23 protein-coding genes are annotated in these 23,480 nt (G+C 67.1%); 8 read left to right on the forward strand and 15 right to left on the reverse strand.

The genetic code is table 11. The annotated features are described in order from the left end of the window. Position 1 precedes the first annotated feature (1 nt). Entirely contained in the window at positions 2-832 is an 831-nt protein-coding gene (locus tag ACLQI9_RS05530) for an SDR family oxidoreductase (protein ID WP_442382231.1), read from the forward strand. A gap of 3 nt (positions 833-835) precedes the next feature. Here the strand turns inward: ACLQI9_RS05530 and ACLQI9_RS05535 are convergent, their stop codons facing one another. Further along, positions 836-2,293 carry a flavin-containing monooxygenase gene (locus ACLQI9_RS05535; protein ID WP_442382232.1) on the reverse strand — a complete coding sequence of 486 codons (1,458 nt, stop codon included), beginning with the start codon at positions 2,291-2,293 and terminating at the stop codon, positions 836-838. A 136-nt stretch (positions 2,294-2,429) separates the two neighbouring features. After that, positions 2,430-2,798 (reverse strand): DUF732 domain-containing protein, encoded by a 369-nt coding sequence (locus ACLQI9_RS05540; RefSeq protein WP_442382233.1) that lies wholly within the window; start codon positions 2,796-2,798, stop codon positions 2,430-2,432. 67 nt (positions 2,799-2,865) lie between these two features. On the opposite strand from ACLQI9_RS05540, the gene cobG reads away from it, so the two are divergent. Genes cobG through ACLQI9_RS05555 form a run of 3 tightly spaced genes read left to right on the forward strand, consistent with a single transcriptional unit; the run spans position 2,866 to position 6,077 of the window. Beyond that, positions 2,866-3,963, forward strand: coding sequence for a precorrin-3B synthase (gene cobG / locus ACLQI9_RS05545; protein ID WP_442382234.1), 1,098 nt, complete (start codon positions 2,866-2,868; stop codon positions 3,961-3,963). 9 nt (positions 3,964-3,972) lie between these two features. Continuing rightward, positions 3,973-4,599, forward strand: coding sequence for a precorrin-8X methylmutase (locus tag ACLQI9_RS05550; protein ID WP_442382235.1), 627 nt, complete (start codon positions 3,973-3,975; stop codon positions 4,597-4,599). Beyond that, positions 4,596-6,077, forward strand: coding sequence for a precorrin-2 C(20)-methyltransferase (locus tag ACLQI9_RS05555; RefSeq protein ID WP_442382236.1), 1,482 nt, complete (start codon positions 4,596-4,598; stop codon positions 6,075-6,077). Before ACLQI9_RS05550 ends, ACLQI9_RS05555 begins: the two co-directional genes overlap by 4 nt. Here the strand turns inward: ACLQI9_RS05555 and ACLQI9_RS05560 are convergent. The 4 genes from ACLQI9_RS05560 to ACLQI9_RS05575 all read right to left on the reverse strand — a co-directional run bounded on the left by ACLQI9_RS05560 (position 6,043) and on the right by ACLQI9_RS05575 (position 9,578). After that, positions 6,043-6,789, reverse strand: coding sequence for a cobalt-precorrin-6A reductase (locus ACLQI9_RS05560; protein WP_442382237.1), 747 nt, complete (start codon positions 6,787-6,789; stop codon positions 6,043-6,045). The genes ACLQI9_RS05555 and ACLQI9_RS05560 overlap by 35 nt on opposite strands. Continuing rightward, positions 6,789-7,544 carry a precorrin-4 C(11)-methyltransferase gene (gene cobM, locus ACLQI9_RS05565; RefSeq protein ID WP_442382238.1) on the reverse strand — a complete coding sequence of 252 codons (756 nt, stop codon included), beginning with the start codon at positions 7,542-7,544 and terminating at the stop codon, positions 6,789-6,791. Before cobM ends, ACLQI9_RS05560 begins: the two co-directional genes overlap by 1 nt. Beyond that, the gene (gene cbiE, locus ACLQI9_RS05570) at positions 7,541-8,719 is read right to left on the reverse strand and encodes a precorrin-6y C5,15-methyltransferase (decarboxylating) subunit CbiE (protein WP_442382239.1); all 1,179 of its coding nucleotides are present in this window, start codon (positions 8,717-8,719) and stop codon (positions 7,541-7,543) included. The genes cobM and cbiE overlap by 4 nt, the downstream gene beginning before the upstream one ends. Positions 8,720-8,828: 109 nt before the next feature. After that, entirely contained in the window at positions 8,829-9,578 is a 750-nt protein-coding gene (locus tag ACLQI9_RS05575; protein WP_442382240.1) for an SDR family NAD(P)-dependent oxidoreductase, read from the reverse strand. Positions 9,579-9,613: 35 nt separating this feature from the next. On the opposite strand from ACLQI9_RS05575, the gene ACLQI9_RS05580 reads away from it, so the two are divergent. Then, complete coding sequence (locus ACLQI9_RS05580) at positions 9,614-10,027, forward strand: F420-dependent biliverdin reductase (RefSeq protein ID WP_442382241.1); 414 nt, start codon at positions 9,614-9,616, stop codon at positions 10,025-10,027. A gap of 17 nt (positions 10,028-10,044) precedes the next feature. On the opposite strand, the gene ACLQI9_RS05585 is transcribed toward ACLQI9_RS05580, so the two are convergent. Together ACLQI9_RS05585 and ACLQI9_RS05590 are read right to left on the reverse strand one after the other, a co-directional pair. Next, the gene (locus ACLQI9_RS05585; RefSeq protein ID WP_442382242.1) at positions 10,045-10,710 is read right to left on the reverse strand and encodes a GNAT family N-acetyltransferase; all 666 of its coding nucleotides are present in this window, start codon (positions 10,708-10,710) and stop codon (positions 10,045-10,047) included. A 53-nt stretch (positions 10,711-10,763) separates the two neighbouring features. Continuing rightward, positions 10,764-11,888 carry a M24 family metallopeptidase gene (locus ACLQI9_RS05590; protein ID WP_442382243.1) on the reverse strand — a complete coding sequence of 375 codons (1,125 nt, stop codon included), beginning with the start codon at positions 11,886-11,888 and terminating at the stop codon, positions 10,764-10,766. A 155-nt stretch (positions 11,889-12,043) separates the two neighbouring features. On the opposite strand from ACLQI9_RS05590, the gene ACLQI9_RS05595 reads away from it, so the two are divergent. After that, positions 12,044-13,003, forward strand: coding sequence for a 5'-3' exonuclease (locus tag ACLQI9_RS05595; RefSeq protein WP_442382244.1), 960 nt, complete (start codon positions 12,044-12,046; stop codon positions 13,001-13,003). Between the two features lie 10 nt (positions 13,004-13,013). On the opposite strand, the gene ACLQI9_RS05600 is transcribed toward ACLQI9_RS05595, so the two are convergent. The 6 genes from ACLQI9_RS05600 to ACLQI9_RS05625 form a co-directional block, all read right to left on the reverse strand. Further along, a complete protein-coding gene (locus tag ACLQI9_RS05600) occupies positions 13,014-13,802 on the reverse strand; it encodes a DUF4333 domain-containing protein (protein WP_442382245.1) in 789 nt (262 codons plus the stop codon). Between the two features lie 74 nt (positions 13,803-13,876). After that, positions 13,877-16,672 carry a DEAD/DEAH box helicase gene (locus ACLQI9_RS05605; protein WP_442391264.1) on the reverse strand — a complete coding sequence of 932 codons (2,796 nt, stop codon included), beginning with the start codon at positions 16,670-16,672 and terminating at the stop codon, positions 13,877-13,879. Next, a complete protein-coding gene (tatC, locus tag ACLQI9_RS05610) occupies positions 16,656-17,591 on the reverse strand; it encodes a twin-arginine translocase subunit TatC (protein ID WP_442384754.1) in 936 nt (311 codons plus the stop codon). Before tatC ends, ACLQI9_RS05605 begins: the two co-directional genes overlap by 17 nt. A 39-nt stretch (positions 17,592-17,630) precedes the next feature. After that, positions 17,631-17,864: a Sec-independent protein translocase subunit TatA gene (tatA, locus tag ACLQI9_RS05615; RefSeq protein ID WP_442384756.1), complete on the reverse strand. Its 234-nt coding sequence runs from the start codon at positions 17,862-17,864 to the stop codon at positions 17,631-17,633. A 49-nt stretch (positions 17,865-17,913) separates the two neighbouring features. Further along, a complete protein-coding gene (locus ACLQI9_RS05620) occupies positions 17,914-18,885 on the reverse strand; it encodes a helix-turn-helix transcriptional regulator (RefSeq protein WP_442384758.1) in 972 nt (323 codons plus the stop codon). Next, on the reverse strand, positions 18,882-19,886 hold the full coding sequence (locus tag ACLQI9_RS05625; protein WP_442384760.1) for a helix-turn-helix transcriptional regulator: 1,005 nt from the start codon (positions 19,884-19,886) through the stop codon (positions 18,882-18,884). Before ACLQI9_RS05625 ends, ACLQI9_RS05620 begins: the two co-directional genes overlap by 4 nt. Before the next feature lie 595 nt (positions 19,887-20,481). Between ACLQI9_RS05625 and ACLQI9_RS05630 the strand changes: the two genes are divergently transcribed. Continuing rightward, positions 20,482-20,652 carry a CsbD family protein gene (locus ACLQI9_RS05630; protein ID WP_442384762.1) on the forward strand — a complete coding sequence of 57 codons (171 nt, stop codon included), beginning with the start codon at positions 20,482-20,484 and terminating at the stop codon, positions 20,650-20,652. A gap of 191 nt (positions 20,653-20,843) precedes the next feature. Next, entirely contained in the window at positions 20,844-21,785 is a 942-nt protein-coding gene (locus tag ACLQI9_RS05635) for a ferritin-like domain-containing protein (RefSeq protein WP_442384764.1), read from the forward strand. Between the two features lie 79 nt (positions 21,786-21,864). Here ACLQI9_RS05635 and pafA read toward each other — a convergent pair whose 3' ends face one another. After that, on the reverse strand, positions 21,865-23,223 hold the full coding sequence (gene pafA, locus ACLQI9_RS05640) for a Pup--protein ligase (RefSeq protein WP_442384766.1): 1,359 nt from the start codon (positions 23,221-23,223) through the stop codon (positions 21,865-21,867). Positions 23,224-23,480: the final 257 nt, after the last annotated feature.

Genomic DNA, 23,480 nt, shown 5'->3' on the forward strand with positions numbered 1-23,480 from the left:
GATGAAGCGCGTGTCTGTTGCAGAGAAGGTCATTGCTATCACCGGTGGGGCGCGCGGGATCGGGCTGGCTACCGCCACGCTTCTGCATGGTTTGGGCGCCAAGGTCGCGATCGGCGATATCGACAGATCGGCCGTCAGGGAGGCGGGCAGCCAGTTGGACCTCAAGGTTGGCCGCCGATTGGACGTGACGGATCGGCGATCCTTCACCGATTTTCTCGACACTGTCGAAGACCGGCTGGGGCCCGTCGATGTGTTGGTGAACAACGCCGGCGTGATCGCGGTCGGCAGCGCGGTTGACGAGGCCGACACCACCACCCAGCGGCTGCTTGAGGTCAACATTTACGGCGTGATCCTGGGCACCAGGCTGGCCGCCAAACGGATGCTGCCCCGCGGCCAAGGTCATATCATCAACATCGCGTCAGTGGGTAGCGTGCAGCCGGTCGAAGGCATCGCAACCTATTGCGCCACAAAGCATGCCGTGCTCGGCTACACCGACACCGTTCGGATGGAAAACCGTGGCAGTGGTGTCCAGTTCTCGGCTATTCTGCCGACGCTGACCAATACCGAGATGATTGCCGGCGTCGGGCACGCGAGGGGCTTCAAGAATGCCGAGCCGGACGACGTCGCGCGGGCAATCGCCGGCGTGATCGCCAAACCGAAGGCACGCGTGTTCGTTCCTCGTTCGCTCGGCGTGGCCGTGGCCACCCAGCGTTTCATGCCGCGCCGTGTGGCGGAGGCGATGGCACGCGCATCGGGTAAGGGCCGCGTTTTCACGAGCGACGTCGAGGTCGACAAGCGCACGGCCTATGCCCGGCGCACCGGAACGTCCTGATCCTCAATCGGTGCGCACGTCGAAGTCGGCAAGCACGGGTTTGTTTAAGAGCTGGCGATGAGTCTCCGGTGTCCAGGGGAACAGCTCGGGCAGACCATCCTTGCCGAGATACCAGCTGCTGCAGCCGGTGACCCAGATCGTCTGCGGCATTGCGTCTTTCATGCTCTCGTTGTATTCCTTGGTTGCTGCTTCGGTCGGCGCGGCGGCCCGTAAGGCACCGTCACGAAGCTGCTTGATCCACCACATCGCATAATCAGCCTGGTCCTCGGCAACCGGCACCAGGGATTGATTTCCGATCGGCGAATGCGGACCCATCAGCATGAAGAGGTTGGGGAATCCCGGCACCGCCACCGACCGATACGCCGTCGGGCCGTCGGCCCAGGCCTCGTCCAAGGTGAGGCCGCCCTCTCCAATCACCTCCAGTGGGCGCACATAGGCTCGCGCGTCAAACCCGGTGGCGTACACCAGGACGTCCAGTTCATGCAGGGTGCCGTTAGCGGTCACGATGCCGCGGGGCTCGATGTGATCGATCCCCTCAGTGATCACCTCGACGCCAGGCTGCCGGACGGAACGGTAGAAGTGACCCGCGAAAATCAACCGCTTGCACATCGGCAGATCCTTCGGGGTGAGCTTGGCGCGCAACTGCGGGTCACGTACCGAGAGCCGCAGGTTCCATCGACACAGGAATGTGGCCAGATCGCGCGGGAAGCCTGGGCGGATCGGCGCGCGACCGAACGTCAACTTGACATACCAACCCCAGAAGCGGTACGGCAGCCTGTTCAGCCTCGGCGAGCGGCGCAAGGCTGCCCGGGTCAGCGGCGAGTAGCGCAGGTTGGGCATCGGGGCGATCCACTGCGCGGTGCGCTGAAAGACTTTCAACTGGCGCACTTTACCGCCCAGCTCAGCGGTGATCTGCACACCGGTTGAGCCAGTACCGATCACACCAATCCGCTTGTCCGGCAACGACACCGAGTGATCCCAACGCGACGAATGGAAAGCAGGACCGGCGAATGTGTCACGCCCGGTGATCTGCGGAAAACGTGGTACTCGTAGGAATCCGGTCGCGGTGACCAGCACGTCGAACGTTTCCTCACCGTCGGCGGTGGTGAGCCGCCAATGCCCATCGTCGTATTCAGCCTTAGTGACGGTGGCGCTGAATCGGATATGGCGGCGAATGCCCCGTTCGTCGGCCACCTGTCGGAAATACGCCTGTATCTCAGGACCCGGGGGCAGCAGATGCGACCAGTCCGGGTTGGGCCGGAACGAGTAGGCGTAATAACGCGATGGGATATCGCAAGTAAGACCGGGGTAGGTGTTGTCCCGCCAGGTACCTCCGACATCGTCGGCCTTCTCGAAGATGGTGAACGAGTCGATGCCGGCGTCTTGCAGCTTGACCGCCATGCAGATGCCCGACATCCCGGCGCCGATTATCGCGACCTTCAGTGATCGCTTGTCCGTCATGGCAACCACCCGGCCCTCTCTCGCTGGCCAGCACGTTACGCCGACGGCCTCGGCTTATCGATGCCTACGACAAGGTCTGTCGGAGTGGACCGTGGCATGCTCGCACATCACCTGGCTAGGCAACGCTCGCTGGTCTTTACTTCACATAAACGGGCCCTGGGTAGAGCCAGTTCGCCGAATTGTCGGTTAGCCCGATGTACTGCGGGCAGTAGGCAGAGATAGAAACGCCGATGAAGTAGCTGGATTGTTTCAGCGGGAGATCGGTGTCCCTCATCAGCTTCATCGCCAGAAGGGCTGACTTGTTGGTTTTATCGAGTCCGGCGCACACCGTATGGGCCATGGCAATCGTGGCATTGCGATCAGTGATGACGATCCCCTCCTTGGCAAGGGCCGCAACGAACGCATCGTCGGTTGGGTCTGCTGACGCTGGCGCTTCGGAAAGCAGCGCGGCGGCGGACAGCGCGACGGCGCAGACCATCGACCACTTACCAAGACCGCCGTTCATACTTAAATCACGTTAGCCGAAGTCGAGACGTTCTTCTTTGCGGCGGAAAGACCCGTACCGTGAACGGATGGTCAGGGCACGCTCCGACGACGCCTGCCCGGGTGCACTACAGGTGCACCAGGCCGCCGACGGCGCGCTGGCCCGCATCCGGTTGCCCGGCGGCGTCCTCACTGCGGCCCAGCTAGCGGCCCTGGCCGACACGTCGGATCGCCTGGGATCCGGAACGCTGGAGCTGACCGCGCGCGGCAATCTGCAGATCCGCGCGATCACCGATGTGGCGGCGGTTGCCGACGCGATCGCTGCGGCCGGACTGTTGCCGTCGGCAACGCATGAGCGGGTCCGCAACATCGTCGCGTCCCCGTTGTCCGGTCGGGCCGGCGGCCGGATCGACCTGCGCGGCTGGGTCGCCGACCTGGACGCGGCGATCCAGGACGAGCCCGCGCTGACGAAGCTGGGCGGCAGGTTTTGGTTCAGTCTCGACGACGGTCGCGACGACGTGTCGGGTCTGGGCGCCGACGCCGGTGTGCACGCGGTCGACGACCACACCGTCTTGCTGCTAGCCGGGCGCGACACCGGTGTCCGGCTGACGGCACGCGAGGTGGTCGAGACCTTGGTCGGCGTCGCGGTGCGGTTCGTCGCGACACGCGAAAATGCTTGGCGGGTAAGTGAATTAGTCGATGCCGCCGGGCTCTGGCCCGGCGCCGAACTGGGCGGCAGCTTTCCGCCGGTCAGCCGGCCGCCGGTGGGCTGGATCGAGCAGGACGACGGCCGGATCGCGTTGGGTGCCGCGGTGCCGCTGGGTGTGCTGTCGACACGCGTCGCGGAGTGCCTGGCCGCGATCGAGGCGCCGGTGGTCATCACGCCGTGGCGGTCGGTGCTGGTGTGTGACCTGAACGACGGCGTCGCCGATACGGCGCTACGCGTGCTGGCCCCGCTGGGTCTGGTCTTCGATGAGAACTCACCCTGGCTGGCGGTCAGCGCCTGTGTCGGCAGCCCGGGCTGTGCGCGCTCGATCGCCGACGTGCGCGCCGACGCCGCGCAATCGGTGCACACCGGCACCGGTGTGCACCGACACTTTGTCGGATGCGAACGCGCCTGCGGCAGCCCGCTGGCCGGTGAGGTGCTGGTCGCTACCCGGGACGGATACCAACCACTGAAGTCTTAGGGTGAGCACGTGCTCGACTACCTTCGCGACGCCGCCGAGATCTACCGGCAGTCGTTCGCGACGATCCGCGCCGAAGCGGACCTGAGCCGATTCCCGGCCGACGTCGAGCGCGTGGTGGTCCGGCTGATCCACACCTGCGGCCAGATTGACGTCGCCGAGCATGTCGCCTACACCGACGATGTTGTCACCCGCGCCGCCGCGGCCCTGGCGGGGGGCGCTCCGGTGCTCTGCGATTCATCGATGGTGGCAGCCGGCATCACCGTGTCGCGGCTGCCCGCCGACATCCAGATCGTCTCGCTGGTCGCCGATCCGCGGGCAGCAGAGCTGGCGGACCGGCTGCACACCACCCGCTCGGCGGCCGGGGTCCAGCTGTGGGCGGATCGGCTGGCCGGTGCGGTGGTGGCTATCGGCAATGCGCCCACCGCGTTGTTCCGCCTGCTCGAACTGGTCGACGAGGGTTACCCGGCACCGGCCGCGGTGCTGGGCGGGCCGGTCGGCTTCGTCGGCTCGGCGCAGTCCAAACAAGAACTCATCGACCGTCCGCGCGGGATGTCCTATCTGCTGGTACGGGGTCGTCGCGGCGGCAGTGCGATGGCCGCCGCGGCCGTCAACGGGATCGCGGCCAGCACAGAATGACCAGTCGCGGAACGCTTTTCGGTGTCGGGCTGGGACCCGGCGACCCAGAACTGGTGACGGTCAAGGCAGCCCGGGTGATCGGCGAAGCCGATGTGGTGGCCTACCACAGCGCCCGGCACGGGCGCAGCATTGCCCGCGGCATCGCCGAGCCCTACCTGCGGCCCGGGCAGATCGAAGAGCACCTGGTCTACCCGGTCACCACAGAGGCAACCGACCATCCCGGCGGCTATGCCGGCGCGATGGAGGACTTCTACACCGCAGCCACACAGCGCATCGCCGAGCATCTGGACGCCGGCCGTGACGTGGCACTGCTCGCCGAGGGCGATCCGCTGTTCTACAGCTCGTACATGCATCTGCACACCCGGCTGACGCATCGGTTCGACGCCGTGATCGTGCCGGGGGTGACGTCGGTCAGCGCGGCTTCAGCGGCGATCGCGACGCCGCTGGTCGCCGGTGACGAGGTGCTGTCGGTGCTGCCGGGAACGTTGCCGCCCGAGGAATTGGCTCGCCGGCTCGGCGACTCCGACGCCGCCGTGATACTCAAACTGGGACGCTCGTATCCGGCTGTGCGGGAAGCGCTTTCGGCAGCCGGCGAGCTTGACGGCGCACTGTATGTGGAACGGGCCAGCAGCGCGGCGCAGCGGGTGCTGCCCGCGGCCGACGTCGACGCCGCCACCGTGCCGTACTTTTCGCTGGCGCTGCTGCCCGGAGGCCGGCCACAGGCGACCCGGCGCGCCGGCGTGGCGGTAGTCGGTCTGGGCCCGGGACACAGCGACTGGATGACACCGGAAAGCCGACGTGAGCTGGCCGCCGCCACCGACCTGATCGGCTACGGGCCCTACCTCGAGCGCATCCCGGCCCGAGACGGTCAGCGTCGTCACCCCAGCGACAACACCGACGAACCCGCCCGGGCGCGGCTGGCCTGCGCACTGGCCGAGCAGGGACACGCGGTCGCCGTGGTGTCCTCTGGTGATCCCGGGGTGTTCGCCATGGCTACCGCCGTCCTCGAGGAGGCCAAACAGTGGCCCGAAGTGCAGGTGCGGGTGGTTCCAGCGATGACCGCCGCGCAGGCCGTCGCGAGCCGGGTCGGCGCACCGCTGGGTCACGACTACGCGGTGATCTCGCTGTCAGACCGGCTCAAGCCGTGGAGTGTGATCGCCGAGCGCCTCGCCGCCGCGGCCGCCGCCGACCTGGTGCTGGCCATCTACAACCCGGCGTCGAAGACGCGGACCTGGCAGGTCGGCGCCATGCGGGACCTTCTGCTGGCCCATCGTGACCCGGGCACCCCGGTGGTGATCGGGCGGGATGTGTCCGGGCCCGCCGAACGGGTGACTGTGGTCCGGTTGGATGAGCTCGACCCGGCCGACGTCGACATGCGCTGCCTGCTGATTGTCGGGTCCTCGCAGACGCAGTGGCACTTGGTCGGCTCGACGGATCGGGTCTTCACCCCGCGCCGTTACCCATCGGCGCATTTCTAGCAACCCATTCGACCGCCTCGTAGACACTGCCTGCCGTCGCCACTCCGGGCGGCAGCGGCGGGCGACTCACCATCACGACCGGGATGTCAAGTGTCGCCGCGGCATCCAGCTTCGCCCGGGTCATCTCACCGCCGCTGTTCTTCGTCACCAATGCGTCGATACGGTGCTCGCGCAGCAGGGCGCATTCCCCGTCGTAGCGATATGGGCCGCGAGACAAGACCAGCTGGTGGCGACGTGGCAAAAGATCTGGGTTCGGCGCGGTGACTGCGCGGATCAAAAACCACGCGTCGCTGTCGGCGAACGCCGCGACACCGAATCTGCCCGTGGTGAGAAATACCCGTGAGAACTGTTGACGAGCAACGACTTCGGCTGCCTGCACATCGGAGGTCACCACGATGGCGCCAGCGGGATCCCAAGCCGGGCGGGCCAGCAGCAGATACGGTAGGTGCAACTCCCCGCAGGCTTCGGCGGCATGCGCGGTGATGGTGGCCGCGAAAGGGTGGGTGGCGTCGACGACGGCGTCGATATGCTCGTCGCGCAGCCACATTCGCAGCCCGTCGACTCCGCCGAACCCGCCGATTCGCACAGCGCCCATCGGCAGCGCCGGGTCCGGGACGCGTCCGGCCAACGAACTGACGACGTCGACGTGCCGGTGCAGCCGCGCGGCCAGTGCCCGCGCCTCGGCGGTGCCCCCGAGCAATAACACCCGCATCAGTGTCTACCGCCCCGGCTGCGTCCGGCGGAATACAGGTAGCTGTCCGTAAATCCCTCGGCGGCCAGCACATCGCCGACGACGATGACGGCGGTCTTGCTGATCGCGGCGTCGTGCATCTGATCGGCGATATCGGCCAGCGTGCCGCGCAGCACCGTCTGTTGCGGCCAGCTGGCGTAAGCCACTACCGCCGCCGGCGTTTCAGGCCGGTAGCCGCCAGCCAGCAGCCGGGGCACGATGGCGTCGATCTGCGCGGCGGCAAGGTGCAACACCAAGGTCGCCCCCGATTGCGCAAGAGTGGCCAGGTCTTCACCAGCAGGCATGGGCGTCGACAACGTCGCGATTCGGGTCAGCGTCACCGTCTGCGCCAAACCGGGCACGGTAAGCTCGCGGCCCAGCGCCGCGGCGGCGGCGGCGAAAGCCGGTACGCCGGGCACGATTTCGTAACCGATGTCCAGCGCATCGAGTCGGCGGCACTGCTCGGCCAGCGCGCTGTAGAGCGACGGGTCGCCGGAATGCAGCCGGGCCACGTCGTGGCCGGCGGAGTCGGCATCCGCGATCTCAATGACGATCTGCTCCAGGGTCAGCGGGCCGGTGTCGACGATTCGCGCATCGGGCGGGCAGAGCGCCAACAGGTCATCCGGCATGATCGATCCGGCGTACAGGCATACCGGGCACCGGCTGAGCAGCCGCTGCCCACGGACGGTGATCAGATCGGCCGCGCCGGGGCCGGCGCCGATGAAGTAGACCGTCACCGCTTGGTCACCTCCCATTGCGTGATCGGCAGCCGCGGTCGCCAGCCGGTGAAGCCGCTCAACGGCTCCCCGTGATAGTGCTGGAAACGCTGCAGCTTCCCACCCAGCCGCGAATAGGCCTGCGCCACAATGGCTTCTGATTCCACGGTGACGGCGTTGGCGACCAGCCGTCCACCGACGGGCAGATGCGCCAGGCAGGCGTCCAGCAGGCCGGGCTGGGTGAGGCCACCACCGATGAAGATCGCCGATGGGGCGGCCGCCCCGTCGAACGCAGAGGGCGCTTCGCCGCGCAGCTCGACGCTGACACCGTAGGCCGCGGCGTTGAATACCACGTTGGCACGGCGCGACTCGTCGCGTTCGAACGCTACCGCGGTGCAGTCCGGCCAGCTGCGGCACCACTCCACGGCGATGCTGCCTGAGCCGGCGCCGACATCCCACAACCGCTGCCCCGGCCGCGGCGCCAACGTCGCCAATGTGACGGCCCGGATTGCGTGTTTGGTGATCTGCCCGTCGTGGACAAACGCGTCGTCGGGCAACGAAGACACCCGCTCGTCGGGCAGGTAGCGGACCGCGATCACGTTGAGATCGTCGATGCCGGAGGGCGGGTCGGCGGCCCACTGCCGCGCGGTGCCGTCGCGACGATGCTCTCTGGGACCGCCGAGTTGCTCGAGCACGGTGAGCTCCGAGTCGCCGCGGCCGTATGCGTCGAGCAGCACCGCCAGCGTCTTGGGGGTGGACCGGTCGCGCGACAGCACGATCGCCCGGCCGCCGCGGCGCACGGCAGTCTGCGGCGTCGCGGTCACCAAACTGATCACCTCGATGTCGTGCCCGGTCCAGCCCATCCGCGCGCAGGCCAGCGCCACCGACGACACGTGCGGCAAGACGGTGACCTGATCGGGCCCGAACAATCGGAGCAGCGTGCCACCGATGCCGTGCATCAACGGGTCGCCGCTGGCCACGACGTGGATGTCCTCGGGGTGGTCGTTGAGCAAGCTTTGCAATGCGGGCAGCATGGGCGACGGCCACTCCCGACGGGGCGCTGCGATTGTGTCGTCGAGCAGGTCAAGCTGTCGCTTAGACCCATAAATCACTGTGGCCCTTTGTAGTTCGCTAAGTGACGGCTGCGATAGTCCGGGCATTCCGTCTGCGCCGATACCGACAACGATGATGGTCATTAGCGCCGCCCTCCCCCGCAAGCGGGTGGGGGTACCCCCAGCCGCGCAGCGGCGAGGGGGCGTGCCCCCACCTCATCGCTGCTTTGTATATCGTCGCCGGCGCGGATGGTCATCGCGGCATCCGCCGCCACACGAATTGCGGCAGCAACCGCATCGCGACGGACGCCGGCCCCAACGCCCAGGGGATCCACACAGTGCGCCGGCCTTTGGCGAGCGCTCGGGCGGTGCCCGCAGCCACCTGCTCAGGCGTGCTGGACAGCGGGGCGGGCGTCATACCCTGCGTCATCCGCCCGATCACGAACCCTGGCCGAGCGAGCAACAATCGCACGCCGGTTCCATGCAGCGCATCGGCCAGCCCGCTGGCGAAGCCATCCAACCCGGCCTTGGCCGAGCCGTACACATAGTTCGCCCGACGCACGCGCGCCCCGGCGATCGAGGAGAACACCACCAGCGATCCTCGGCCGGCCACGCGCATGGCCGCCGCAAGATGGGTAAGCAGGCTGACCTGCGCGACGTAGTCGGTGTGGACGACGGCCACCGCGTGCGCGGCGTCGATCTCGGCGCGGGCCTGGTCGCCGAGGATTCCGAAGGCCAACACCGCGGTGTCGATGGGACCGTGATCCGCGATGACCGACGCGACGAGCGGGCCGTGCGAGTCCAGGTTGTCGGCGTCGAACTCCCTGGTGTGCACGGCCGCCGCGCCGGCGGCGATCAGGGCCGCGACCTCGTTGGCCAGCTCGTCGGCTTTGCGTGCCGCCAGTATCATCGTCGCCCCGGCAGCCAAGCGCCGCGCGAGTTCAATACCGATCTCGCTGCGGCCGCCGAGGATCAGCACCGTCGCGGCGCCCGTGTCATTCACGGCTGCGATTATCACCTGCGCTAGCGTGAGCGGTGATGGCAAACACCACCGCGCGGCTGACCAACGACGCACTGGCGTTTCTCACGGAGCGCCATCTGGCCATGCTGACCACGCTGCGCGCCGACAATTCCCCGCACGTGGTGGCGGTGGGTTTCACCTTCGACCCCAAGACACACATCGCGCGGGTGATCACCAGCCGCGGCTCGCAGAAGGCGGTCAACGCCGAACGTGGCGGGGTCGCGGTGCTCAGTCAGGTCGACGGCGCCCGCTGGCTGTCGCTGGAGGGACGCGCCAGCGTCAACAGCGAGGTCGACGCCGTGCGCGACGCGGAATTGCGCTATGCCCAGCGTTACCGAACACCCCGAGTCAACCCCCGACGCGTGGTCATCGAGGTGCGGGTGGAGCGGGTGCTGGGGTCCTCGGATCTGCTGACTCGCAAAGCCGTCTAGCTGCCGACGGCCGGCCGCTAGACGAGCGTGGCGCCGGGCGCCCGAATCACCAGCGGCACCGCCGGGAAGTAGGCCGCCAACTCCGGTCGCGATTTGGCCAGCGCGCCGGTGCCATAGCCGCGGTGCCGGTAGTCAGGATGAATCCAGATCCGGACGTGGACCTCGTGGCCATCGAGTTCACCGAAGACCATGCCGACCTTCTCGTCGCCATCGACCGCGACGAACCAGGCGGCCTCTTCGGCGTCGAACCGTTCCTTTGCCGCGCGGATCTCGTCATCGAGGCCACCCGCCGGGGCGCCGGAGCCGTCGCCCTTGGCGCCAATGTCCTCGGTACGTGCGGCGAAAATATCGCGGTCGGAAGTCCCGGAAAACGGGCGGAGCACCAAGGTGTCGCCCGAGCTGGCGGGCCGGTCTTTGAAGGTGAAACTCAATATGTGGTTCAGGTCTTCGAGCTCGGCGGCGATCCTCTTACGTGAATCTTTGGTCAGTTGATCGAACGACATGCCGATCACCGCCTCGGCACCGAGCCGTGACGTGTTGAGCAAGGTGACGATGCCGTCGACTGCCGATGGCCGGTCGTCGGCTTCCACGATTAGGTCGAGCACTTCGTGTCGACGTTCCAGCGCGGTGAGCAGGGCGTCGGTGATCTCTCGGCGGGCGGCGGCGCGGTCGTGGTCGGTCATCGCACGAGCGTAATACGCGGGCGAGGGTCAGCGCGTGGCATCCGCGGCTATGGCTAAACGGGGACGACGATCAGCTCGTGCGGACGGTGGTTGACGGGCAGAGCGCCGTCTTCAGCCACCACCACAATGTCTTCGATACGCGCCCCCCACCGGCCGGGGAAATAGATCCCCGGCTCAACCGAAAACGCCATCCCCGCTTGCAGCGGTAGGGCATTGCCCGCAACGATGTAAGGCTCTTCGTGCACCGACAACCCGATGCCGTGCCCGGTGCGGTGCACGAAATATTTGGCGAGCCCGGCCTCGGACAGCACGTCGCGGGCCGCGGCGTCCACCTCTTCAGCGGTCACCCCAGGACGCACCGCGTCGACGGCCGCCCGCTGCGCCCGCTGCAGCACTGAATACTGCTGCGCCACTTCTGCGCTGGGCTCACCAATGCTGTAGGTACGCGTCGAGTCGGAATGGTATCCGGGCTGGTATGCACCGCCGATGTCGACGACGACGATGTCACCCACGCGAAGTTCTCGATCCGAGTACTCGTGATGCGGGTCCGCACCGTGCGGCCCGGAACCAACGATGACGAATGCCACCTCCGAATGTCCTTCGGCGACAATGGCTTCAGCGATATCCGCGGCAACGTCAGCCTCCGTTCGACCGGGGGCCAGGAACTCCGGCACCCGGGAATGCACGCGGTCGATGGCCGCGCCGGCCTTGCGCAGCGCGTCGATCTCGGAAGCGTCCTTGACCATCCGCAGTCCCCGCAGCACACCGGTGGCCAAGACCGGCAGGACACCGAGGACATCGGTCAACGGCAACAGGTGCAGGGCAGGCATCGAATCGGTCACGGCAGTCGCCGCGGGAGCACCGCCCATGGCTGCGCCGACCAGTTTGTACGGGTCGTCGCCGTCGACCCAATCCCGTACCGTCAGGCCCAGTTCCGCGACTGCGGATTGTTTCAGCGAGGCCAGCTCCAGTCGTGGCACTACCACGGTCGGGTCACCGGAGACCGGCAGCACCAGCGCAGTGAGCCGCTCAAAGGTCTGCGCGCGCGAGCCGAGCAGATACCGCAAGTCGTAGCCCGGGGTGATCACCAGACCAGCCAGGCCGGCCTCGGCGGTAACAGCCGTCGCCGCCGCGATCCGGCGGCCGTAGACCCCTGCATCGAATCGGTGAGAACCCATGGCATTCAGGCTAGCCGGGCGACGATGCAGTGAGGGTACCCCCAGCCGCGCAGCGGCGAGGGGGACGCGCAGCGCGATGAGGAGCAGCCCGGCAATCGGACCTAGCCAGGCGACGATGCAGACCTAGCCGGACCCGGGCTGGCAGGATGGCGGGCATGTCCGCACCGCTGCTGCTGCTTGACGGCGCCAGCATGTGGTTTCGCTCCTACTACGGCGTCCCGTCCTCGATCACATCACCTGACGGCCGGCCGGTGAATGCGGTCCGCGGATTCCTGGACTCGGTGGCAATGCTGATCACCCGACAGCGGCCCGGCCGCTTGGTGGTGTGCCTGGACTTGGACTGGCGCCCCCAATTCCGGGTGGACCGCATCCCGTCGTACAAGGCGCATCGCGTCGAGGAAGACCACCCCGATGGGCAACCCGATGTCGAGGAAGTGCCCGACGAGTTGTCTCCGCAGGTCGAAATGATCGAGGAGATCCTCGACGCGTTCGGCATCTGCACCGGCGGCGCAACGGGCTTCGAAGCCGATGACGTGATCGGCACGCTGGCCGCTCAGGAACGGCGTGACCCGGTCATCGTCGCCAGCGGGGACCGCGACCTGTTACAGGTGGTCGGCGACGATCCGGTGCCTGTTCGGGTGCTCTACCTCGGCCGCGGCCTCACCAACGCCACGCTGATGGGTCCCCGCGAGGTGGCCGAACGCTACGGCGTGCCCGCCGATCGGGCCGGCGCGGGCTATGCCGAGCTGGCGCTGCTGCGCGGGGACCCGTCCGACGGGCTTCCGGGCGTGCCCGGTATCGGCGAGAAGACGGCCGCGACGCTACTCGCGCAGCACGGCTCCCTGGCGGGCATCTTGGCCGCCGTCGACGACCCCAAATCGTCACTGTCCAAGGGGGTGCGGGCCAAGCTGCGAAAGGCCGCCGACTACATCGAGGCCGCCGGCCCGGTGGTGCGGGTGGCCACCGACGCGCCCGTCACGCTGTCGACGCCGACCGACGCCGTGCCGCTGGTCGCGGCCGACCCGAGGCGTACCGCGGAGCTGGCGACCCGGCTCGGGGTCGGGTCACCGATCGCGCGGCTGCAGAAGGCGCTCGACACGCTGCCCGCGTCGTGATGTAACCGTGCTACTTGGGCCGGCCCACCTCGTAAGTGCCCTTGTTGTCCTGGAAAGTCACCGTGACCTGACGCTTGGTGCCGTCGATGCTGACGTCGCAGTCGAAGCTGCTGCCCTTTTTGACCGTCGGATTCTGACCGTTGTTGCACTTGACGTCTTTGACGTTCTTCGCGCCGTAGCCGTTGGTCTCGTCGGTGAGGATCTGCTGCACACCGACCTGCGCCTTACTGACGTCCAGCTTGGTGGTGACGAAGAAGCCGGGCGCCCAGAAGCCCAGCACCAAGACGACCGCCACCAGGATCGCGGCGAACACGCCGACCACCGTGCCGATGACCGCCCGCGACCGCTTCGGGCCGCCCGCGGACGGCTGGCCATAAGGTCCCGGGTACTGGCCGTACTGACCGGGCTGACCGTACTGACCGGACTGGCCGTACTGACCCGGCTGCCCGTACTGACCGGGCTGCGGGTAGGCGCCGGGTTGGCCGTATTGAGCGGTCTGCGCGCCGTACTGGCCGGTCGGGGCGCCGTACTGGTCTTGCTGCGGGTAGCCCGTGGGCTGCGGGAACGGCTGAGACGGCGGGTAGTACTGCGCGGGCGGCTGCTGGTACTGCCCGTATTCGGTGGGCGTGTAGGCGGGCGCATGCCAGGTCGATTGCTCCCCACCTGACTGCCAGGTCTGCTCGCCGGATGGCTGCTGCCAGGGTGACACGTGCTGGGTCGAGTCCTCGCCGGATTGCTGACCTTCACCCTGCGGCGGCTGCCACGGCTTCGTCGGATCGGGCCCCTGCGGTCCGCTCATCGTGTGTCTGTCCCTTCCGTCCTGATTGCCGTCCTCGCATCGGTCGTCGAATGCAACCGTAGCTTCGGCTCAGCCTACCCGGCGTCAACTGCTACTACGCCGCGCCGAATTGCGTCGATCGCGCGTTTCGCCGTCGCCCGCAACTCCGGTTGCGGGGCAGCGTTACGGACCTGGTCCAGCAAATCAAGCACCTGTCGGCACCAGCGCACGAAATCCCCCGGCAACAGCGGTGAACCGCTGCCCTCGGAGTCAGCGGCGGCCAAAGCCGCGACCAGGTCTCCATTGCTCGCCCACCGGTAAATGGCCGCGACGAAACCGTCGTCGGGCTCGCGACTGAGCGTGATGCGGTGCCGCTGCTCGTCGGCACGCAACTCCGCCGACAACCGACGCGTGCGGTGCAGCGCCTGCCGTAGCTGTGCGGTCGGCACCTCCGCATTTCGCGGCGGCCCGGGGCCGTCCCCGCCGCGTGTCTCGTAGACGACTGCCGAGACCACGGCGGCCAACTCGGCGTCTCGCAGACCGGTCCAGACGCCGGCGCGCAGGCATTCGGCCACCAAAAGGTCGCTCTCGCTGTAAATCCGGGCCAGCAGCCGCCCGTCGTCGGTCACCGCGGGGTCACCGCCGGTGACGCGGATAAACCCGCGTTCGGTGAGCAACCCGACGATCCGGTCGAAGGTGCGGGCCAACGAGTTGGTGGCAGCGGCCACCTTCTTCTGCAACGCTTCGTTGTCGCGTTCGATGCGCAAATAGCGCTCGGCAACCTGGACTCGGGTCTCCCGATCGGGTTCGCGATGCGCGGGATGACGACGCATCTGGTCGCGTAGCGAGACCAGCTCGGGGTCGAGATCGCGCTGCTCGCCGCGGCTGCTGCCGCCGCGGCGGCCGTCGGGAATCCGCAATCCCACGGCGGCCGAACGTAGCGCCGAAGCCAGATCGCGGCGAACCCGCGGCTGTCGGTGTTCGACCCGCTTGGGCAATGTCATCGAGCCCACCGGCGCCGATGCGCCGGAATAGTCGGCCGACGAAATCCGGCCGGCCCAGCGGTTTTCGGTCAACACCAACGGCCGCGGGTCGTCGCCGTCGCGGGCAGGTTCCAGCACGACGGCCAGCCCGCCCCGGCGGCCGTGTGTGATCGTGATGATGTCGCCGCGCCGCAGCGCCGCCAACGCGTCGTTGACCGCCTGCCGGCGCTGCAGTCGCGACGCGCGGGCCTGGGCGCGCTCGTGCTGGCTGATCTCCTCCCGCAGCCGGGCGTACTCGAGGATCGGCGCGTCATTTCCACCGAGCTCGGCCGCGACCTCGTCGAGCATCCGCTGTCCCCGCTCGACGCCGCGGACCAGGCTCACCACCGACCGGTCGGCCTGATACTGGGCAAACGACTGCTCCAGCAGCCGGTGAGCCTGCTCGGGGCCAACCCGGTTCACCAGGTTGATCGTCATGTTGTACGACGGGGCGAACGAGCTGCGCAGCGGGAAGGTGCGGGTGGAGGCCAAGCCGGCGACCTCAGCCGGTTCGCTGGTGCTTTCACCGGGGTGCCAGAGCACCACGGCGTGGCCTTCGACGTCGATGCCCCGCCTGCCGGCCCGCCCGGTGAGCTGGGTGTACTCCCCCGGCGTCAGCGGGACGTGCTCTTCGCCATTGAACTTCACCAGCCGTTCCAGCACCACGGTGCGGGCCGGCATGTTGATGCCGAGCGCCAGGGTTTCGGTGGCGAAGACTGCCTTGATCAGCCCTGCGGTGAACAGCTCCTCGACCGTGTGCCGGAATGCCGGCAGCAGGCCGGCGTGGTGGGCGGCAATACCGCGCAGCAGTCCCTCCCGCCACTCGTAGTAACCGAGTACCGCCAAGTCGGTGTCCTGCAGATCGCCACAGCGGTGCTCGATCACCTCGGCGATCTGCGCCCGGTCCTCCTCGGTGGTCAGCCGCAAAGACGACCGCAGGCACTGCGCGACCGCGGCGTCGCAACCAGCGCGGGAAAACACGAAGGTGATCGCCGGCAGCAGGCCCTCGGAGTCGAGCATCTGAATCACGTCGGGCCGCGACGGCGGTCGGTAGAAACTCGGCCGGCCGGAGCGTCCCGGACCTCCCCTTCCCGCCTGCCGGCGGGGGCCACGCCAATCCGAGAGCCGATCGGCCTCGCGGCGATGGGCGATGTGGCGCAAGAGATTCGGGTCGACGATCGGCTGCCGCCGGTCGCCCGCTCCGTTGGCGGCATAGTCGAACAAGTCGAAAATGCGTTTGCCTACCAGCATGTGCTGCCACAGCGGGACCGGTCGGTGGTCATCGACGACCACCGTCGTGTCGCCGCGCACGGTCTGGATCCAGCCGCCGAACTCTTCGGCGTTGCTCACCGTCGCCGACAGGCTGACCAGGCGCACGTCGTCGGGCAGATGCAGGATGACCTCCTCCCACACGGCACCACGCATCCGGTCGGCCAGGAAATGCACCTCGTCCATCACGACATAGGAAAGCCCTTGCAGCACAGGCGAATCAGCGTAAAGCATGTTGCGTAGCACTTCGGTGGTCATCACCACAACCGAGGCGTTCGCGTTGACCGACAGGTCGCCGGTGAGCAATCCGATCTGATCCTTGCCATAACGGGCCACGAAATCGGTGTGCTTCTGGTTGCTCAACGCCTTCAGCGGCGTGGTGTAGAAACATTTGCCGCCGGCCGCCAGTGCCAGATGCACTGCGAACTCGCCGACGACGGTCTTACCGGCTCCGGTTGGCGCGCACACCAGAACACCGTGGCCGCTTTCCAGCGCCGCGCAGGCCTGCTGCTGAAAGCCGTCGAGTCCGAACGCCAGGTCCGCAGCGAACCGGGCCAATTCGCTCTGCATCGTCGCGGCGGGATCAGGTGACGTCGTCATGGAGTCCGGCGATGCTCGACGGTACCCCGACCGCGGAGGGCGGGTCGATCACCGAGGCTTCGTCGTCGGGGATGGCAGTGAGCGCTTCGCGTTTGGCTTTCCGCTTGTCGTGTATCCGGGCGATCTGAATGGCCAATTCGAGCAGCAGTGTCAGCGCCAGTCCCAGGGCCGTCATCGAGAACGGATCAGAACCCGGCGTGAAAACCGCTGCGAACACGAACATCACGAAGATCAGGCCGCGTCGCCAGGACCGCAGCCGTACGTAGCTGAGCACGCCGACGAAGTTGAGCATCACGATCAGCAGCGGGAACTCGAAGCTGATGCCGAAGACCAGCAGCAGGTTGATCAAGAAGCCGAAGTACCGGTCGCCGGACAGCGCGGTCACCTGCACGTCGCTGCCTACGGTCAACAAGAAGTGCAGCGCCTTTGCCAGCACCAGATAGGCCAGCACCGCGCCGGTGACGAACAGCATCGCCGCCGGGATGACGAAAGCCACCGCGAAACGGCGTTCCTTCTTGTACAAGCCCGGCGTGATGAACGCCCAGAGTTGGTAGAACCACATCGGGCAGGCCAGCACGATCCCGGCGGTCAGCCCGACCTGCAGCCGCAGCATGAACTGGTCGAAGGGCGCGGTGGCCAGCAAGCGGCACTGGCCGTCTGCGCTGAGATTCGCCCGCGCCGACGGCGGCAGCGAGCAGTAGGGATGCCGAAGCCATTCGCCGAGGCTTTCCAGCCCGAACACCGAGTGCGAATACCAGATGAACCCGAAGATCGTGGTCACTGCAATGGTCGCCAGCGAGATCAGCAGTCGAGCGCGCAGTTCGGTGAGATGGGCGACGAGCGACATGGTGCCGTCGGGGTTGGTGCGGCCGCGACGAAGTCGCGGATCTAGCCGCCTCAATAAACCGGTGGTGCGCACAGTCAATAGGCGCTCGGGCGCCGCGGCGGCGATGCCAGGCTAGGCCGATCGACCGTCAGCCGCAGGCGGATCGACCCGCTCGGACTGCACAGGTTGGGCTGCCGCGGCAGGCGTCTCCGATTTGTTTTCGCCCTGCAGCTCACGAACCTCGGACTTGAAGATCCGTAGCGACTTACCCAGCGAACGTGCCGCGTCGGGGAGCCTCTTCGCGCCGAACAGGACGATCAACACGACCGCAATGATCGCCAAGTGCCCCGGGGTAAGAGCGTTCACTTTGGTTACCTCCAGACGTCCCCACGATGCTACCGCAGCAGCCGCGCGACTAGCCGGACCGCGCCGCGGCTCGGTAGGACTCCAGTGCGGCCGCGGCGGCGTCGCGCACCCGCTTGGCCAACGACTCGGGCGCCAGGACGCGGACGGCCGACCCCAGGCCCAGCACTTGGCGGGCCAGCCACTCTTCCGAGGCGTAGGTCATTGCCGCCTCGCAGTAACCATCGGGCAGTTCGCGCAGCAGACGCATCGGGTAGTACTCGAACATCCACGACGCCGCCGGTGCCAGCCGCAGCGTGGCCGACGGCAGCGATGGATCGGCGTCGAACAGCGAGGTGTCCGGCGGCGCCTGAACCGCTGGTTGCGGCGGCGCGGACGGCTCGTCGAGCACGGCCGCATCGACGATGCGGTCGAACCGGAACAGCCGTACCCCTTCGGCCTCCCGCGACCACGCCTCCAGGTAGCTGTGGTCGCCGACCAGCACTATCCGGATCGGGTCGACGATCCGGGTGGACAGCGTGTCGTGCGAGGCCGCGTAGTAGTCGATGGTCAGCGCCCGACTGTCATGCACTGCGGCGCGCACGGCGGCCGCGGCCTGACTCTCGACCGGCGCCGAATCGTCGCCCGCAGCGATGTCAGATCCGTGTCCGGCAGCACCGGCCGCTGCCTCGATTTTGGCGATCGCGCTGCGCGCCGCCTCCGGATCGACCACACCCGGAATATCCGCCAGTGCCCGCAGGGCCACCAGCAGGCCGGTGGCTTCCGGCGAGGTGAGCTGCAGCGGCGTGTCCATGCCCGCCGAGAACGTCACCTCGACGGCGTCGCCAGTGAATTCGAAGTCGATCAGATCGCCCGGGCCGTAGCCGGGTAACCCGCACAGCCACAGCTGGTCGAGGTCCTCGCCCAGCTGCTTGACAGAAACGCCCAGGTCGGTGGCGGCCTGGGCGCGGGTGACCCGCGGGTTCGCCTGGAAATACGGCACCATGTTGAGCAGCCGCACCAGGCGGGTGGACACGGGTGTCATGAGCGCCGCTCCTCCTCCCCGTCGCCGACGTGGGCGCGCAGCCGGCCCAGAACGTCCTCGCGCAGGACCGAAGGTTCCAGCACCACGGCGTCGGCACCGTAACCGGTGATATCGCGCGCCAGTCGGTCAGTGGTTCCTATGTCGAGTTCGATCACCTCGCCGTCGCGGCTGGCCAATTGCCGCGGCCCCAGCGATGTCCCGGCGCGCCGCAACGCGGTGGCCCGCCCGTCGGCCACCCAGACCTGAGCCCGGACGCCCGACGGCGCCTCTCCGACCGCCTCGGCCACGATCTTGCGCAGGTCGACGTTCTCGGGCCGGGTGAAGTCCCCGACCGGGCCGATCGGTGTCACTTCGCCGCCGATCCTGGACAGCCGGAACGTGCGGGTGGCGCCGCGGTCACGGTCGTGCCCGACGAGATACCAGCGGCCTTTCTCGGTCACCACACCCCAGGGCTCCACCGTGCGCACGGTGTACGGCTCGGCGCGTGACGGGCGGTGCGGAAATTGCACGGCCTGCGCGGAGTCGATGGCCGACAGCAACGCTCCGAGAACGCCTTCCGACCCGCGCAGTCCCACGGTCCCGGCAGGCGACGCAATGGCGACCGGCGCATCCGGGTCGACGTCCACGCCGGCGGCCCGCAGCTTGAGCAGCGCGCCCTGGGTCGCGGTAATCAGTTCCGGCGATTCCCACAACTGAGTGGCGACGGCCACGGCCGCCGCCTCGTCGGCGGTCAGCTCGACCGCGGGCAGCGCGTACGCCTCGCGGTTGATGCGGTAACCCTCGACCGGGTCGAACGACGACACCTTGCCGGTTTCCAGCGGAATGCCCAGATCGCGCAGTTCGTTCTTGTCACGCTCGAACATTCGCGAGAACGCTTCGTCGCTGGCGGTGTCGGAATAGCCCGCCACACTGGACCGGATTTTCTCGGCGGTGATGTAGCCGCGGGTGGAGAGCAACGCGATGACGAGGTTCATCATTCGCTCGACTTTCGAGATCGCCACCCGTAGCAGCTTAGGGGTGCGGTAAAGCCAACTCGATATCGACGTGTCGATCACGTCGACCAGCCCGAGTCACGAGGACCCAGGCTGCCCCGTTGGGGTGATCGCAGGAACGCCGCTCCCTCCAGCGGGACGACGACATTCGGCACTATCCGATATTGATCGAACCGGCGCAACGCCCCTGCACACCTCAGAGCGCCGGACATACGTGCAATTCGCCAAATCGCCCACCAGCGAGTAGCGTTCATGTTGGTTGATACTTCAGCAGTCCGCAGCGGTCCAATCACGAGCCGCGGGCACGGGCCCACGCCGGACATCTAATCCGAGTTCACGTCCCTCCGACGGGACTCGTCGCACCCAATGATCCGATTCCTTCGGACGCGGTCAATCTGGTAGGCGCCGAAATCTGACGCTGCCAACCTATTTCGCGAAACGGTCAACGTTAGGTGCGCTTTGGCCCGCATTTCGCGCAGCACAGGGATAACACGATCTCTCGCACCCGGTCTGAACCGGATACGAGTCGGCTACGACCCCAACGCGGGGTCGTTGCACGGTCATCCGCGAGTCCGCGGCTGACCACCACAGAAGGGATACACCCATGGGAATCGTCGATAAGGCCAAAAATGCAGCTCAGGATGCCGCCGGTAAAGCTAAGGAGCAGGCCGGCAAGGTTACTGGCGACAAGCACACCGAAGGCGAAGGCAAGAAGGATCAAGCCACGTCGAGCGTCAAGAAGATCGGCGAAAACATCAAGGACGCGGTCAAGTAACCGCTATTGGTGTGGCCTGCCGCCGACCGCGGTTGGCAGGCCACACCAATTCCGACAGCAGCACTGAGACGCCTCAAAACATCAGTACGACAATACGATTCGCTGAGCCTGACGATTCGTTACGCCCCGAGCCGGGTACACACCCAAGAAGTCCTAAGCAGATAAGCCACGAAATCGTCAGGAGAAAAACAGTGACCCACACGACAACCGAGAAGCTCATAGGCCAACTTCGCATCCTGCATCACCTCACCAACAGCGAGGTGCAGATCGCGCAGACCCGGCGTCTGCAGGCCCGCAACGATACTGTGCGCCGACAATTCACGACGAACGCGGCCAACGCGCAAGAACGTGCGATGCTGATCGCAGCCGCGCTGCGCGAACTCGGCGGCGTTCCCGACGTGGTCACCCCCGCGCTGGGCCGCGCTGCCGCCCTGGCCAAGGCCATAGTCGAACAGGGTCAACCGATAACGGCAGCACTGTTCAGTGACCTCGTTCTAGAACACCAACTGCTCGACCGCGCACGCTATCTCGAGGCCCTCGCCGACGCGGCTGACCACGTCGACACTCGACTGCTTGCGCGGCGTTTGCAGGCTGCGCATCAAGAAACCATCGAGTGGATCACCTCGGTGCTCGCCCAAGAAGCCTCAGGAAAGCTCACCGGGGTGCGGCCCACCCCGGTGCAGAAGGCAGTGGGTCGACTCACCAGGGCCGTCAATTACCCGACCCGCTGGACTGTCGCGCGGATCAACGCAACCGCCGAGGCTGTTGCCCGCGCCCGTTCACGCGTCGCCACCGTCACCGAAGCCGCGGTCGACTCCTTGAGCGCCGGGCGCGACGCTGGACTTCATCAGGCGGAGCAGATCGCCACCCGAAATGGAGCAAGCACCATTGCGACCACCCTGCATCGCACCCGCGTCCTCACCGGCGGCCTCACCGAAGGCGAACTAACGGTCGACCACTACGACGCCCTCACGATCGACGAAGTCGAGGCAGCGGTGGAACAACTCACCGATCCCGCCGAGGTGGCCGCCCTGCTGCGCTACGAGCACAACCACAAGGACCGCGTGGGTGCGTCCACCGCGATCGAGAACCAACTGGCCACGCTCAAGGCGCAGGACAGCAACAGAAACTAACCCGAGTCGTCGCCCGATCGCGGCACCAACACCACAGGTCTGACCAGCGGTGTTGGTGCCGTAGGCTTGCCGCAACAAGTTACATGCTGGCGATGAGCCTCTTGACTCGCTCGTCAACCGACCGGAACGGATCTTTGCACAGCACGGTGCGCTGGGCCTGGTCGTTGAGTTTGAGGTGCACCCAGTCGACGGTGAAATCGCGGCCGGCGGCTTGGGCGGCGCTGATGAACTCACCGCGCAGCCGCGCGCGGGTAGTCTGCGGCGGGGTGTCGACGGCGTCCTCGATTTCCTCGTCGGTGGTGATGCGCGACGCCAACCCCTTGCGTTGCAGGAGATCGAAGACGCCGCGGCCGCGCTTGATGTCGTGGTAGGCGAGGTCCAGCTGGGCGATCTTCGGGTCGGACAGCTCCATGTCGTAGCGGTCCTGGTAGCGCTGGAACAACTTGCGCTTGATCACCCAGTCGATTTCGGTGTCGACCTTGGCGAAGTCCTGGCTTTCCACGGCGTCGAGCTGGCGACCCCACAGGTCGACGACCTGCTCGATCTGCGCGTTGGGTTCGCGGGTCTGCAGGTGCTCGACGGCGCGGGCGTAGTACTCCCGCTGGATGTCCAGGGCGCTGGCCTGACGGCCGCCGGCCAGGCGCACCGGCCGTCGGCCGGTGACGTCGTGGCTGACTTCACGGATGGCCCGGATCGGGTTGTCCAGCGAGAAGTCGCGGAACGCCACGCCCGCTTCGATCATTTCCAGCACCAGCGCGGCGGTGCCCACTTTGAGCATGGTGCTGGTCTCGCACATGTTGGAGTCACCGACGATGACGTGCAGACGCCGGTACTTCTCGGCGTCTGCATGCGGCTCGTCACGAGTGTTGATGATCGGCCGGCTACGGGTGGTGGCCGACGAGACGCCTTCCCAGATGTGCTCGGCGCGTTGCGAGAGGCAGAACGTGGCGGCCTTCGGGGTCTGCAGCACCTTGCCTGCGCCGCAAATGAGCTGGCGGGTGACCAGGAACGGCAGCAGCACATCGGAGATGCGGGAGAACTCGCCCGCCCGGACGATCAGGTAGTTCTCGTGGCAGCCATATGAGTTGCCTGCCGAGTCGGTGTTGTTCTTGAACAGATAGATGTCGCCGCCGATGCCTTCGTCGGCGAGCCGCTGCTCAGCGTCGACGAGCAGGTCTTCCAGCACCCGCTCGCCGGCACGGTCGTGGGTGACCAGCTGCACCAGGCTGTCGCATTCGGCGGTCGCATATTCCGGATGGCTGCCCACGTCGAGGTACAGCCGTGCGCCGTTGCGCAAGAAAACATTGGAGCTGCGACCCCAGGACACCACCCGGCGGAACAGGTAGCGGGCCACCTCGTCCGGCGACAGGCGTCGATGACCGTGGAATGTGCAGGTGACACCGAATTCGGTCTCGATGCCCATAATCCGCCGCTGCACAATTCGAGCGTACTGGTTGTATGGGCAACTGGTGCGGAACCCCCGCCGAGAGTGGCCCAGACATCAGCGACGGGGTGGCGTGGTCCGCGGGTGCGCCCCGGCCACTCCGGTAGGATGGGGTTGCTCCTTTCCGCGAGCACAGTCGTCAGAAAGGCTTCTCCAGTCCTGTGGACAGAGCCAGGGTCGCGGAGCACCCGCGGCCGGACCACGTCATCGCGCACATCAGCGACACCCATCTCATAGCCGGCGACGGCGAC

It is taken from the genome of Mycobacterium sp. (assembly GCF_052143115.1).
Classification (GTDB): Bacteria; Actinomycetota; Actinomycetes; order Mycobacteriales; family Mycobacteriaceae; genus Mycobacterium.